This window comes from Primorskyibacter sp. S87 (genome assembly GCF_049801055.1).
Lineage (GTDB): Bacteria > Pseudomonadota > Alphaproteobacteria > Rhodobacterales > Rhodobacteraceae > JBNAGF01.
Genome location: NZ_JBNAGF010000007.1, coordinates 146,790 through 159,818, shown reverse-complemented (window position 1 = coordinate 159,818; position 13,029 = coordinate 146,790). Strand labels below are relative to the sequence as shown.

At 58.8% G+C, this 13,029-nt stretch carries 12 protein-coding genes; 2 read left to right on the top strand and 10 right to left on the bottom strand.

The genetic code is table 11. The features are described from left to right. Positions 1–3: 3 nt before the first annotated feature. The 4 genes from nosZ to hemA form a co-directional block, all read right to left on the bottom strand. Complete coding sequence (gene nosZ, locus ACP15U_RS13645) at positions 4–1,911, bottom strand: TAT-dependent nitrous-oxide reductase (RefSeq protein WP_425045696.1); 1,908 nt, start codon at positions 1,909–1,911, stop codon at positions 4–6. Between the two features lie 11 nt (positions 1,912–1,922). Next, positions 1,923–4,103, bottom strand: coding sequence for a 4Fe-4S binding protein (locus tag ACP15U_RS13640; protein WP_425045793.1), 2,181 nt, complete (start codon positions 4,101–4,103; stop codon positions 1,923–1,925). After that, the gene (locus tag ACP15U_RS13635; RefSeq protein ID WP_425045695.1) at positions 4,100–4,492 is read right to left on the bottom strand and encodes a hypothetical protein; all 393 of its coding nucleotides are present in this window, start codon (positions 4,490–4,492) and stop codon (positions 4,100–4,102) included. The genes ACP15U_RS13640 and ACP15U_RS13635 overlap by 4 nt, the downstream gene beginning before the upstream one ends. A 225-nt stretch (positions 4,493–4,717) precedes the next feature. Beyond that, positions 4,718–5,941, bottom strand: coding sequence for a 5-aminolevulinate synthase (gene hemA / locus ACP15U_RS13630; RefSeq protein ID WP_425045694.1), 1,224 nt, complete (start codon positions 5,939–5,941; stop codon positions 4,718–4,720). Positions 5,942–6,146: 205 nt separating this feature from the next. Between hemA and ACP15U_RS13625 the strand changes: the two genes are divergently transcribed. Further along, entirely contained in the window at positions 6,147–6,851 is a 705-nt protein-coding gene (locus ACP15U_RS13625) for a Crp/Fnr family transcriptional regulator (protein WP_425045693.1), read from the top strand. Then, positions 6,848–7,411: a DUF4202 domain-containing protein gene (locus tag ACP15U_RS13620; protein ID WP_425045692.1), complete on the top strand. Its 564-nt coding sequence runs from the start codon at positions 6,848–6,850 to the stop codon at positions 7,409–7,411. Before ACP15U_RS13625 ends, ACP15U_RS13620 begins: the two co-directional genes overlap by 4 nt. A gap of 36 nt (positions 7,412–7,447) precedes the next feature. Here ACP15U_RS13620 and ACP15U_RS13615 read toward each other — a convergent pair whose 3' ends face one another. From ACP15U_RS13615 to ACP15U_RS13590, 6 genes are read right to left on the bottom strand one after another with little or no spacing between them, the layout of a single operon-like run. Then, on the bottom strand, positions 7,448–7,735 hold the full coding sequence (locus ACP15U_RS13615; protein WP_425045691.1) for a cytochrome C oxidase subunit IV family protein: 288 nt from the start codon (positions 7,733–7,735) through the stop codon (positions 7,448–7,450). Between the two features lie 5 nt (positions 7,736–7,740). Beyond that, positions 7,741–8,289, bottom strand: a complete 549-nt coding sequence (locus ACP15U_RS13610; protein ID WP_425045690.1) for a cytochrome c oxidase subunit 3 — start codon at positions 8,287–8,289, stop codon at positions 7,741–7,743. Then, the gene (locus ACP15U_RS13605) at positions 8,286–10,208 is read right to left on the bottom strand and encodes a nitric oxide reductase activation protein NorD (RefSeq protein ID WP_425045689.1); all 1,923 of its coding nucleotides are present in this window, start codon (positions 10,206–10,208) and stop codon (positions 8,286–8,288) included. Before ACP15U_RS13605 ends, ACP15U_RS13610 begins: the two co-directional genes overlap by 4 nt. Positions 10,209–10,217: 9 nt before the next feature. Beyond that, on the bottom strand, positions 10,218–11,027 hold the full coding sequence (locus ACP15U_RS13600) for a CbbQ/NirQ/NorQ/GpvN family protein (RefSeq protein WP_425045688.1): 810 nt from the start codon (positions 11,025–11,027) through the stop codon (positions 10,218–10,220). A 5-nt stretch (positions 11,028–11,032) separates the two neighbouring features. Beyond that, on the bottom strand, positions 11,033–12,400 hold the full coding sequence (locus tag ACP15U_RS13595) for a cbb3-type cytochrome c oxidase subunit I (RefSeq protein ID WP_425045687.1): 1,368 nt from the start codon (positions 12,398–12,400) through the stop codon (positions 11,033–11,035). Between the two features lie 12 nt (positions 12,401–12,412). Next, entirely contained in the window at positions 12,413–12,865 is a 453-nt protein-coding gene (locus ACP15U_RS13590; RefSeq protein ID WP_425045686.1) for a c-type cytochrome, read from the bottom strand. Between the last annotated feature and the right edge of the window lie 164 nt (positions 12,866–13,029).

Below are 13,029 nucleotides of genomic sequence, written 5' to 3'. Positions count from 1 at the left end.
GGTTTATGCTCCGCGGGGTTCGACGAACATCCGGCCGCGCATTTCCATGTGCAGCGCGTGGCAGAACCACTGGCAATAGAACCAATGCACGCCCGGACGATCTGCAATGAATGTAATCGAGGCGGTTGCCTGCGGCCCGATCTCCATTGCGACACCATAGTTGGCCATGCAAAGCCCGTGGGTCACGTCATCCACATCGTCGAGGTTGGTCACGTAGATCGTCACCTCGTCACCCTGCTTGACGGTGAACTTCTCCATCGAGAAGGTCGGCGCTGTCGAAGTCATGTAGACCCGCACCTTGTTGCCGTCCCGGATTGGCTCGTCGGCACCGTCGTCGAGGTTCACGCCATCGGCTTCGGCCTGTTTACGCGCATCTTCCCAAGTCGGGTCGTTGCGGTCCCAGACATTGACTGGGTTCACCTTGGAACGGTGGACGATGATCGAGTCATGCGGTTCGGCAAAAGTCGGGCCATCGTGAACCACCTTCATCTTGTCGCCCGAGATGTCGATCAACTGCTCGTTCTCTGGCTTCAGCGGACCCACGTTCAGGAACCGGTCTTTAGAGAACTTGTTCATCGAGATCAGCCACTTGCCGTCGGCTTCGGCGGTTTCACCCATCGAGGTCGAGTTGTGACCCGGCTGATAATGCACGTCGACCTTGTCCACGATCGGGTCCACATCAGCACCGGCGAAGGCTTCGATCGCCTTGGCGATGTCCCACTTCACAACCTGGCTGTCCAGGAACAGCGTGGTGTAGGCATTACCTTTGCCATCGAACGCAGTATGGAGCGGGCCAAGGCCCAGCTGCGGCTCGGCCACGATGCAGGAGCGTTCGTCGGCACCATCGGCAAACAGCGCATCGACTTTTTCGACGTCGATCACCGAGACGGTGGGCGACAGCTTGCCGTTGATCATGATGTGCTTTTTGTCAGGTGCCGCGTTCACGCCATGGGGCGAGTTCGGGATCGGGATGTAACGTGTAAAGTTGCTGCCCGCTTCCTTGCGACCGTCGACAACCTTGGCCCCTTTCATCTCCTTGTAATTGCCCGCGGCAATGGCTTCTTCGATTGCCTTGATGTTGAACACCACGACATGGTCCATCTCGGCTTCGGTCATCTCGGCCAGGTTCATACCCATTTCCGAGTTGTAGGAGGTCGAGAAGGCGTATTTGCCCTGATAGTCGCAATCGGTGTTGTCGAGGTTGCCCGACACGATCACCTGCCATGCAACTTCCATGGTGTCGCCATCGATTGCGGTGAAGATGTTCACATACTGCGACGGATCGTCAAGAATCTGACCGTCATTGACCAGCGGCGCTTCGTGCTCACCATTGGCAAAGACATAACCGGTACGCGGATATTTCTGCGGTCGCAGGCCGTGAATGTCATGCGCATTCGGGATTTCGATGATCTTGTCGCATTTCATCACGTCGCAGCGGACGCGCGCCACTCGCGTGTTGGCCTTGTCGTTCATGAACAGGTAACGGCCATCATAGGTGCCGTCGGTGAACGACATATGGGGGTGGTGCAAGTCGCCGTTGTCATAAGTGACCTTGCCGTTGGCTGCGAGGAACTGCTTGGTTTCCGGCAGCAGGCCCTCGGTCAACACTTTCAGCGACTCGTTGGTCTGACCCCAGCCGGTGGCCGAGCAGCGGTTGAACACCGGCACCCGCATCAGTTCGCGCATGGACGGCACGCCAAGGATACGCAGTTCCCCGGTCTGGCCTGACGACCAGAAGCCGTAATACTCGTCCAATTCACCCGGTGCGAGGCTGGCGTTTGCAGCAGCACTGGCCTCCTTTGCGGTCATCAGCGTGGCACCGAGACCGGTCCCGGCCAGAACTGCCCCGGTTGCGCTGGCACCCAACAGGCCCCGACGGGTTAAGTTCAGTTTGTTTTCGTGTTCCGACATATCTTCCTCCTTTAGGAAACGACTGTATTTTTGGCGTTCGGATGGTTCGCCGGTGGCTGTCCGAGAGACCCCGCCGGGTCGGTTGTCCCGGTCTTTGCCCGCCGCTTGAGTTGGCGGATGATGACGGGGCATTTGCTCTCGGACTGATAGAGAACCTGACAATGCAGGCAGGTGACGCATTCGTTCGGGTTGATCTCACCCGTGGGATGGATCGCCTGAACGGGGCACTCGTTACGGCAGGTTTGGCAGGGGCTTCCGCATTCCTTGTAGCGCTTGAGCCAGTCGAACATGCGGATCCTTGCAGGGATCGCCAGCGCCGCGCCCAGCGGGCACAGGTAGCGGCAATAGAAACGTTCGACGAACAGGCCGATCAACAGCAGGATCAGGGCGAAGACCACGAACGGCCAATCGCGCATGAATTTCAGGATGATCGCGGTCTTGAAGGGCTCGATCTCAGCATAGGTTTCCGCCATAGATATCGACACCATTGAGATCCCGAAAAGCCCCAGAAAGATCATGTACTTCAGCGGCCACAGCCGTTCATTCAGGCCCCAGGGTAAGGTCCATTGCGGAACTCGGAGCGCACGCGCAATCTTGTTGGTCAGCTCCTGCAGGGCGCCGAATGGGCACAGCCAGCCGCAATAGGCGCCGCGCCCCCAGAAGATCAGTGCAGCCGCTACAGCGAACCACTGGATGAAAACCAGCGGATCTAGCAGGAAGGCATCCCAGGTGAAACCGCTGCGCAGCGACCCGGCCAGTGCCATTAGGTTGACCACGGAGAGCTGAGCGTTTGCGTACCAGCCGAGAAAGAACAGGGTGACCGTCAGATAACCGACACGGAACCAATAAAAGACTCGTGCATTGGCGGTGGCCTGAAACTGGAAGAAGAACACGGCGGTCAGCACAGCGAGCATGACACCCAGTGCTGCGATTTCGACCTGCCGGTCCCGCCAGATTCGCTGCCACAGCGCCGACTTGGCTGCCGCTTCGCTGCTGGCATCGTCGACCACAGCAGGTGCTGCGACCGGCAACAGGTACTGTTCTGGCAGGCGATAGCCGAGGTCGAAAGTCAGGAATGTTTTCTCAACCGCTCCGATGGCCCGCTGCACCAGAAGCTGAAGCCGAAACGGCTCCGCCGGGTCGAATTCCGCATCGGCGGGTATCTTGAAGACATCCAGTTCGACGAAGCTGGGGGCGCCGTCGGCGGCAACCTCACCGAGACGTCTTTGCTGTTTGTCAAAGAACCGGACCGAGCGATCCCCTTGGATCAGCTGGATACGATCAAAAATTCCGCCGCGCACATAGCCCGACCCCTTGAAGCTGTAGGAACCGCGGCCAAGAACGAGGATGGCATGTTCGCCCTCTTCAAGCCAATCGGTCAGGTTCTTGTATTCGGCTTCGCCCAGCAGCGACTTACCGATCGAAGGGACCGAAACAAGCGCCATGTGCATGTCGATGAACGTATCGTCCGGTTCGCCGGGTTCCGGTCGCTTGATGGCGCGCTGGTCTCCGGTGGCCTCAAAGGCCGCGTTGACTTGCCCAACATCCAGCGTCATCCGCCGGACCGAGCCGTCGCCGGATAGCGTGTGCCAATCCTCGACACCCTGCTTCCCCATATCGATCTCGCGCTTGGGTCCGCCCGGTGTCAGGGGCGACAAGCCACCAAGTCCCAGCGCACGCGCCACTTTGAGGCCACCGCGCACAAGGCTGTCGTCGATTACCATGATGGTTACGGTTGCGCCTGAAATGATGTCGAGGTCGTGCCCTTCACCGCCAGTCTCAGCTTCTCGCTTGAGATCCAGACCTGCATATCCTTCGGTCAAAGCGACCATTTTCGAGTTGGGAATTCCGATCAGCACGATTGGTTCGGAGTGAGCGACCAGCTTGACACCGGTCAGAACCGCATCGGCATCAATGGCGGCGACCACATGAATGGGCTTACCCGAGTATCCTGTTGTGCCGACAAAATCCGATGTCAGAAATGCCCAGGCAACTGTTTCGCCACCCTTCAGAACAGGGGCGACTTTGACGTCCTCGCGCACCGGTCCGAACGCATCGGCGCCGGGTGCAAGCTCTGACGGAATAATATCGGGCAGGAAGGAAGCGAGGCTGTCCGCGCTCGCCGGGCTGGTGACCAGATTAGCCAGTAAAACTGCGACAATGGTCAGGCCGGATCTGAGGATGCGCGTCATGTCCACGGCACACCTCCTGTCTTGAAAGTTGGAGCCGCGAACGCGCACATCGCGCGTTGTTTTATGTCATTGGGTCCAGTCGGGGGGCCGCGGCCAGATGGCCACAGAGGCGCAGAGCTGGCAGGAACCACATCCAGTGCCTTTATCAGGGAGCCCTCTGCCAGACGGGCGGGAACCTGTGCGGTTTTCGCCGCCGAATTGAGCAGCCCACCACCCACGGCGCACATCGTGCAGCTATCGCATTTCGGGCATTCCCCTTCGACCGGCTCGCCGGTTTCCGGGTCGATCTGCACGAGGATCACGCCCAAATCGGCGCAAACTTCGATCCAATCACCGGCGGAATACGGAGCTGCAGAAGAAAAGGAGGGCACCAGCAGTTGCAAAACCAACGCCAGCACCCCCAACAAACCGGACAGAACCCGAGCGGAACCAGCCCGGGGAGGAATGGACTGTCTCTCATAACTTGGCAAAGGGAGCCGCGCGAACATGGAACGAACCGGTTTCAGTTTTCTACAGTGCTTGTTTAGGCCCACCAAGCCCCGCGCGAATTGACAATTGTCATGCGCGAAGAGAAATTTTGATCATGCCCTTGGGTAAGCCTTAAGTATTTGAATTTATTGAGCAGCCATCGGCATCCGGGCAATCTGGCATCGTTGCCAGAGGTCGGACAGGGCAGCCACCAGATGATCGACATCAGCGTCCGTGTGAACGGGTGACGGAGTGATCCGCAGCCTCTCGGTTCCCTTGGGCACCGTCGGGTAGTTGATCGGTTGAATGTAGATCCCAAACTCGTCCAAAAGCGTGTCGGACAGGAATTTGCATTTCACCGGATCGCCCACCATGACCGGGATGATGTGGCTGGGGTTCGGCAAATGCGGGATCCCCTGCGCGTCAAGACGCGCTCTGACCTGAGCAACCCGCGCTTGCTGCGCCTCGCGTTCAACTTGCGACACCTTCAGATGACGAATCGAAGCTGCTGCACCCGCTGCAATCGCCGGAGGAAGCGCCGTGGTGAATATGAAACCGCTGGCAAAGCTGCGCACGAAATCACACAACGCGGCAGAAGCCGCGATGTACCCTCCGACAACACCATAGGCTTTCCCAAGCGTTCCCTCGATGACCGTAAGGCGGTGCATCAGGCCCTCGCGTTCGGCAATTCCGCCGCCCCTCGGGCCATACAGGCCAACTGCATGAACCTCATCGAGATAGGTCATCGCGCCGTATTTGTCCGCCAGATCACAGATCTGCGCGATCGGAGCAATATCTCCATCCATTGAGTAGACGGATTCAAACGCGATCATCTTGGGCGCGTCGGGGTCCGCTGCCGCCAGTTTTTCTTCGAGATCAGCAAGATCGTTATGTTTCCAGATTACCTTTTGTGCACGGGAATGGCGGACACCCTCAATCATCGAGGCATGGTTGAGGGCGTCGGAGAACACGATCATGCCGGGGATCTTTGATGCCAGTGTTCCCAATGCCGCCCAGTTCGACACATAACCCGAGGTGAACAGCAGCGCGGCCTCCTTTTGGTGAAGGTCCGCAAGCTCAGCTTCCAGCAATACATGGTCATGGGTGGTGCCCGAAATGTTTCGTGTCCCACCTGCCCCCGCGCCGCAGCGATCAAGCGCATCGTGCATGGCGGTCAATACCTTGGGGTGCTGGCCCATGCCGAGATAGTCGTTGGAACACCAGATCCGCACGTCACGTCGAACAGCGCCGTCAGTCTGGCTGGCATTTGGAAAGGCGCCGCAACGACGTTGCAAGTCGATGAAAACCCGATAATTTCCGTCCTCGCGCAAACTGTTCAGGCTTTGTGTGAAAAATCGATCGAAATCCATGACGCGCTCCCGACACATTGCATGTTGGGAGAAAGGCTAGGCGCCGATCCCGATCCTTTACATGACTATAGTCAAGCAAAGGGCCGGAGATTCCGCCGGGCCAAATTACCGGGTGCGAAGGGCGAGACTTTGGCATAGTCTGTGCGGCAACCTAAAAAACGCACGGCGACTGATCGAGTTGTCGGAAACGGGAAGGAACCGGCCTTTGGCGCATGAAGCCCACAAAGCGATTGCCCGCAATTCGCTGCTGATAAAGTCACTTCCGGAACAGCATGTGGAAACCCTGCTGTCTCAGGCCAGCTGGCGGCACTACGAACGCGGAGAAACCCTGTTTCTTCAGGAAGAAACCGCAAAGGTGATTCATGTGGTTCTGGATGGATGGATCAAGCTGTTTCGGATGGCGCCCACGGGCTCCGAAGCTGTCGTGAGCGTCTTTACCCGCGGCGAAAGCTTTGGCGAGGCTGTCGCACTCCGCAACTCGCCTTATCCGGTTTCGGCGCAGGCTGTGACCGCATGCGAAGTCATGCAGATCCCGGCTCAGGTCTTTACCTCCCTGATGAAACGGGATCCCGAAATCTGCGTTTCGATCCTGGCCTCTACATTTACACATCTGCACTCTCTTGTGGCGCAGTTGGAGCAGCTGAAAGCCCAGACCGGAGCCCAGCGGGTGGCCGAGTTTCTGCTGACCCTGTGCGACGACGAGGCAATTAGCTGCGACGTCACGCTGCCCTACGACAAGATGCTGATCGCAGGACGTTTGGGCATGAAACCCGAAAGCTTGAGCCGCGCCTTTACCCGGTTGAAAACGGCGGGCGTCGTGGTCAAACGCAACCACGCCGAAATCTCGGATGTTTCCGCATTGCGCGATTATGCCGAAGCCGATCCTGCCGAAAGCTGGAGCAAGTCATGAGTGACCGGATGCAGATCGTTCTGAACGCGATCGACGCGGCCAATGCCGTCGACCCTAAAACCGACGAAGGACAGCCCGAGGCTTTGCTTTACGGAGAACGCATGAGCGCGGAATTGGCGGAACGACTGCCGGATGCGTCGGAACTGTTGCAGATCGCGGCGCGCGGGCAGCATGTCGAACGCTGGAAACTGCCCCGCAGCGCGTATCCTGAAGGCCGTGCCGGTTACCTGGCATGGCGCAAGGCGCAGGCTGTTCACCATGCAGAAGTGATTGCGAAAATGATGATGGCCGCAGGTTACGAAGCGCCAGAGGTCGACGCGGTTGGACGCATGCTTCGCAAGGAAGGTATCAAGCGGGATACTGAGGTGCAGGCACTGGAAGACGTCATCTGTCTAGTTTTCTTGAAATGGTACTTCGCGCCGTTTGCGGCCAAGCATACCCCGGAGAAAATTCAACGCATCGTTGAAAAAACCGCACGCAAGATGTCGGCTGAAGGTCGGGCACTGGTCTTGGCGGAATTCGAATTGCCCGATCACTTGTCCAAAGCGTTTGCCGACTAAACTGAACGTGCAGTGGCGGCCACCGCTGCATCATGATCATAGCAGTAAAAGCGCACCGACCAGCAGAACAAACCCTGTCAGCGTGACCGTGAAGCCGCGCAAAATGACCGGGCACCGCCGCAGCTCAAGATAGCGGCTCAGAATGACTCGTGCCTTGACCAATGCCAGCAGCAGAATGCCCACACCAATTGCTTTAGGCGGCACGGGCAACATTGTCAGGGCCGCAGCCGTGAGACTCAGCACAAGCAGCAAAAGCCAGGCTGCTGCGAGCGGGTCCGAATGCCTTTGGCGAATGGGTCGTTCTTTTGATGACGAAGTTGGCATGTTTTTCACCCCAACAGATAGACGACGGGGAACAACAGAACCCAGACCAGATCCACCATGTGCCAGAACTGCGCACCGGCTTCGATGTTTCGCGGGTGATCCCGTAAGGCCACCAGCAGCAGAAGGAACACCCCGGCAAGCACATGTGCGGCGTGAAATCCGGTGAGCAGGTAATAGAACATGAAGAACGGATGCGATTCCGGGGTGATCCCCTGCCCGGCTTTGTCAGCATATTCCACACCCTTCACGACGAGGAAAACAACGCCCAACGCGGCTGCCACTCCAAGCGCGGACTTTGCCGCACCGCGCCGGCCTGCCCGACGCCACACCAAGGCTTTGGCGGCAAGAAAGCCCGAAGTGACCAGAACGACGGTGTTCAGGGCTGCTCCGGTCTGGTGAAGGTGCGTCTGTGCCTCGGCGAACCCGACAGGATCGGTCAGACGCACGGCCATGAATGCGACAAGCCCCGCGCCAAAGACCAGCAACTCACTGACGATAAGAACCCACATGAGCAATTCGCCCGGCAGGTCATCAACCAGCGAGGCGTCGCTCATGCTCCGACCAGTTGCCGATAGATCTGAGGCAAGGCCATGGTCAGCCGGTTCGGATCCGGGATAACCGCGAACCCACCCTGCCCGAACATACGTGGAAACCAACTTTTCCCGGTTTTGTCGATGGTTACGCCAAAGACCGACTGGCCTGCCCGGCGGGCCTCGCGAACAGCCATCGTGGTGTCTTCGATGCCGTGCCGCCCCTCATAATGGTCGAGATCGTTGGGCTTGCCATCTGTAATCACCAGCAACAACCGCCGTTTGCGGGACTGCGTCGCCAGATCGGCCGAACAGTGCCGTATGGCGGCGCCCAACCGAGTATAAAAACCCGGGCGAAGCGAGGCGATCCGTTGTTCAACCAACGTCCCCATCGGTTCGTCGAAGGCCTTGCACCGTTGCACGTAGACGCGCTGTCGTTTCAGCGAACTGAAGGCGTGGATCGCAAAGTCGTCACCACAGGCATTGAGCCCCCAAGCCAGCGCGGCCAGTGCTTCGCGTTCGATGTCGATCACGGCGCGATCCGCGACCGCACTTTCGGTGGAGCGGCTCACATCAAGAAGGATGGAGACAGCGAGGTCGCGTGCTTCGGGCCGAGATTGCAACCAGACCCTTTCATTTGCCTCTCCGTTTGCCTGTCGATCAACCTGAGCCCGGACTGCGGCTTCGATATCCAGTTGATCGCCGTCGAGATGCCCGCGGGTCATCACGCGCCCCGGCCGCAGCGCCTCGAATTGGCGTTTCACGGCCCGGACGCGGCGGGCCGTGGCAGGGTCCTTGCCAAACTCGGCCGCATCCTCGCGGATTTCCGCGTCAGAGGTCAGAACGTTGACATGATCCGGTAGATACTGCCCCGTCCGGACATCCCATTCCGGGTAGAGAACGCGACCCGAAAGGCGTTCGCGGTCAACATCCTCCGGCGCAAGATCGAGATGCAGTTTCAACCGTGTGGGCGGTGCTTTGGAAATTTGGCCCAAACCGATCTCATCCTGATCGTCCGCGGCCTTCTTGGCATTGTCGGGATCATCATCGTCGACACGCCTGTTGAGATTGAGGAACTCGGCCCAGCTGAGAATGGCCTCGAATTTGTGCAGGATGAAGCTGTCGTTTCGCTCGGCCTGATCCGATTTGCGCCGACGGGCGCGGTGGGTCTTTTCCCCTGATTCCTCGGGCGGACCTTCAGTGTCGCGGCTCTCGGCCTCGTGGTGTTCCGAAAAGCCGACCTCGCGCAGTTCAGGCCACAACGGCACAGGCCGGAAAGGTTGATACCCGCGCGGCGCGGCTGAATTCTCTGGTGCACCCATCAAGTGTTCGACTTCCGGCGCCAGCGGCGTCGGGTCGCCCAACATATTCCGCACAAGGGCTTCCACGGCAGCTTCGGCCGGTGGAAGATCGGGTTCAGCGCGATGGTGCAACAGCCCCTTGCACAGCTCGGTGTAGAGCGGGCGCAAACCCGGCGCATCGTCAAGGGTCTCTTCGACCATATCCCGGGCCGCGTCCAGAGCCCTCAGATCAGCACGGAGCGGATCATCTTCGGAAACCCGCGCCCCGGCATGAGCAGCGGCGGCAGCGAGCCAGACATAGAGCGCGCCATTCGCCTCTCGCGACGGATACACGGCCAGACGGTCCGGCAGGCGCAGTACTTCGCCGTCAAAACTGGTGCGTGGCAACAGCTCCGCTTCGGTGGCCAGCCGGCGCCGCCAGCTCAGCCTGTGGTGGGATAGTTCTGGCGAGACCGGGCGGATTTCAACTTTCGGACTTCCGCCCAGCCCGCGAAAAAGAACGGCCAGCCGCCCGCCGACCTCTGAAAGGTCGACACCGGCTCCATCGTGCACCTTGGGTGCATCCAGGCGGCTGGCAAGGGTGTGCCACAGTTTCCCGATTGTTTCTTCGGGTTCCCATGGCTCAAAGTCGATCTTGACCATTGGCCGGCCTCACCCAAAGACGGCCGTGACAAGATCGAGGAGCCCGCGTTTGATATCCTCGTCATCAGTCAGAGGTTCGATCATAGCAGCCAGTATGGCGCGATCGGTAGACATGCCCTGCGCGATCAGGGTTGCGGCATAGACCACAAGCCGGGTGGAGACTCCTTCTTCAAGGTCCTGCCCTTTCAGACCGCGCAGCTTGTTCGCCAGCCGCACCAGCGGCTTGCAGCGTTCAAGGCTGAGACCGCTTTCCTCGGCGACGACCTTTGCTTCCAGATCCGGCGCGGGAAAATCGAATTCCAACGAGATAAAGCGCTGGCGCGTCGAAGGTTTCAGGGTTTTCAGAATGTTCTGATAGCCAGGGTTATAGGAGGCCACCAGCATGAAGCCGGGGGCGGCTTCCAGTTCTTCGCCGGTGCGGTCGATTGGCAGAATGCGTCGGTCGTCTGTCAGCGGGTGCAGCACAACAGTAACGTCTTTGCGCGCCTCGACCACTTCATCGAGATAGCAGATCGCGCCTTCGCGCACAGCGCGGGTCAGAGGCCCGTCCACCCAGACAGTTTCACCACCTTTCAGAAGGTACCGGCCAATCAAATCGGCAGCGGCCAGATCGTCGTGGCAGGCGACCGTATAAAGCGGGCGGCCAAGCTGCGCGGCCATATGGGCTACGAACCGGGTCTTGCCACAGCCCGTCGGCCCTTTGAGCAAGACCGGCAGGTTGTTCGCATGCGCGGCGGCGAAGACATCGCATTCGTCGCTCTGCGCGAGGTAGAAGGGGGCGGTGGCCGCCCCCGTCTCCAGGTTCATTGAACCGTCCATCTTCATCACTCCGCCGGGGTTTCGGCTGCGCCGGGTTCAATGACCTCTTTGCGCGGCACCCACATTGCGTAGATGAAGAGCAGTGCGCCGATCACCACGACCAACCCGGACCCGAAGCGCATCCAATAGAAGATCGCGACCTGGTCCTGCACGTCCATGAAGTAGTCGCCAAGAACGCGCTGCAGGTGGGTCTGGATGGTGCCGGCAAAGGTCAGCACGAAGGTCATGAAAACCATGCCGCTTGTCATCAGCCAGAACGAAGCCATGTTCAGAACCTGATTGTAGGGATCTCGGTTGCGAAGGATTGGCATCGCATAGCTGAAGATCGCCAGGTTCAGGGCAACATAGGCGCCAAAGAAGGCTAGGTGACCGTGTGCGGCCGTGATCTGGGTACCGTGGGTATAGTAGTTCACCCCATGCAGCGTGTGCAGGAAGCCCCAGACACCGGCGCCGAAGAAGGCAAGCGTGGCGCAGCCCAGCGACCACAGAAGAGCGGCCTTGTTCGGGTGGTCACGACGGCCCTTCCAGACCATGACGAAGGCAAAAGCCATCATTCCGAAGAAGGGGATCACTTCGAGGCTTGAGAAGATCGAGCCGATCCACTGCCAGTAGCCGGGTCCGCCGACCCAGTAGTAGTGGTGGCCGGTGCCGAGGATTCCCGAGAACAATGCCGCGGCGACGATGACATACAGCCATTTCTCAACCACTTCACGGTCAACACCGGTCAGCTTGAGCATCAGGTAGGCCAGAATGGACGCCATGATCAGTTCCCAGACACCTTCAACCCACAGGTGGACAACGTACCACCAGTATTGCTTGTCCAGCGCGAGGTTGGACGGATTGTAGAAGGCAAACAGGAACAGCAATGCCAGTCCCCACAGGCCGAGAAGCAGGATATTGGTGATCGCCGTCTTCTTGCCCTTCAGAACCGTCATCGAGACGTTGTAGAGGAAGATCAGCGCGGCAACGACAATACCTGCTTTGACCCATTTGGGTTGTTCAAGGAACTCGCGGCCTTCCTTGCCCAGCAGGAAGTTGCCTTCGAACAGGTTGAAGACATAGGTGACGACGACGCCAAGCGTGCCAAGCACCAGAATCGCGAGCTGGATGTAAGCCAGCTTGGTCGAATGGATTTCACGCTCCGCCTCTTCCGGTATCAGGAAGTAAGCGGCGCCAAAGAAACCGAGGATCAACCACACGATCAGCGAGTTTGTGTGCAACATGCGAACGATGTTGAACGGCAGCAATTCCGACAGCGTGTTCGGAGCGACGTAGATCCAGCCTGCTAAAAGTCCGCCGATCACCTGGATCGCAAACAGCCCCATGGCTACAGCAAAGTAGACCAGAGCAATTTTTTGAGATTCGTATTTCATTTTGCGTCCTCCTTAGCCGGCCTCGTTGGGCGGCCAGCCCTGAGTGTCGATAGTGTTGGTCCAGAGAAGGAAGTCGCTCAGATTGCGCATTTCCTCGTCACTCAGGTCGAACCGGGGCATCTGCCGGCGTCCCTCGATGCCGGTAGGCTGAGATTCCATCCAGACCTTGAGCGCCTCATAGGCTCCGTCGGGATCATCCAGAACGCCCCAGCGCTCCATGACATTCCCGACCTCAGGGGCAAAGTATGCTCCTTCACCCAGAATCGAGTGGCAGTTAACACAGGCATGTTTTTCCCAAATATGTTTGCCCGCTTTGACACTATCCGTCAGCGTCTCGGCGTTGGTCGAGGTGGTGACGATATAGCGGTGTGAATGGGCCGACAGGCCCAGGAAGATGATGATGAAGAACAGTGACCCGCCATAAAATATGTTGCGGGCCATGCTTTTGGTCATGACTTCGCGCATCGCGCTCTCCTTTGCGCAGCGTTGAGGATGAACAGAACCATCGCGGCCTCGCTCCCAAGACGCCTTAACCAAAGTCAAGAATTCGGCGGAGAAATCTCCAGACTAGAAAGATCAGGCCAAAATCCTGGTTCGGATGGGCCTGACTCCGGTCGCTCGACGATTGT

Excerpts from the sequence above, each read along its gene's own strand:
- ACP15U_RS13620 (WP_425045692.1), top strand. The coding sequence starts at position 6,848 with ATGAGTGACCGGATGCAGATCGTTCTGAACGCGATCGACGCGGCCAAT.
- hemA (WP_425045694.1), bottom strand. The coding sequence starts at position 5,941 with ATGGATTTCGATCGATTTTTCACACAAAGCCTGAACAGTTTGCGCGAG.
- ACP15U_RS13605 (WP_425045689.1), bottom strand. The coding sequence starts at position 10,208 with ATGGTCAAGATCGACTTTGAGCCATGGGAACCCGAAGAAACAATCGGG.
- ACP15U_RS13600 (WP_425045688.1), bottom strand. The coding sequence starts at position 11,027 with ATGGACGGTTCAATGAACCTGGAGACGGGGGCGGCCACCGCCCCCTTC.
- ACP15U_RS13590 (WP_425045686.1), bottom strand. The coding sequence starts at position 12,865 with ATGCGCGAAGTCATGACCAAAAGCATGGCCCGCAACATATTTTATGGC.
- nosZ (WP_425045696.1), bottom strand. The coding sequence starts at position 1,911 with ATGTCGGAACACGAAAACAAACTGAACTTAACCCGTCGGGGCCTGTTG.
- ACP15U_RS13610 (WP_425045690.1), bottom strand. The coding sequence starts at position 8,289 with ATGAGCGACGCCTCGCTGGTTGATGACCTGCCGGGCGAATTGCTCATG.
- ACP15U_RS13640 (WP_425045793.1), bottom strand. The coding sequence starts at position 4,103 with ATGACGCGCATCCTCAGATCCGGCCTGACCATTGTCGCAGTTTTACTG.
- ACP15U_RS13615 (WP_425045691.1), bottom strand. The coding sequence starts at position 7,735 with ATGCCAACTTCGTCATCAAAAGAACGACCCATTCGCCAAAGGCATTCG.
- ACP15U_RS13595 (WP_425045687.1), bottom strand. The coding sequence starts at position 12,400 with ATGAAATACGAATCTCAAAAAATTGCTCTGGTCTACTTTGCTGTAGCC.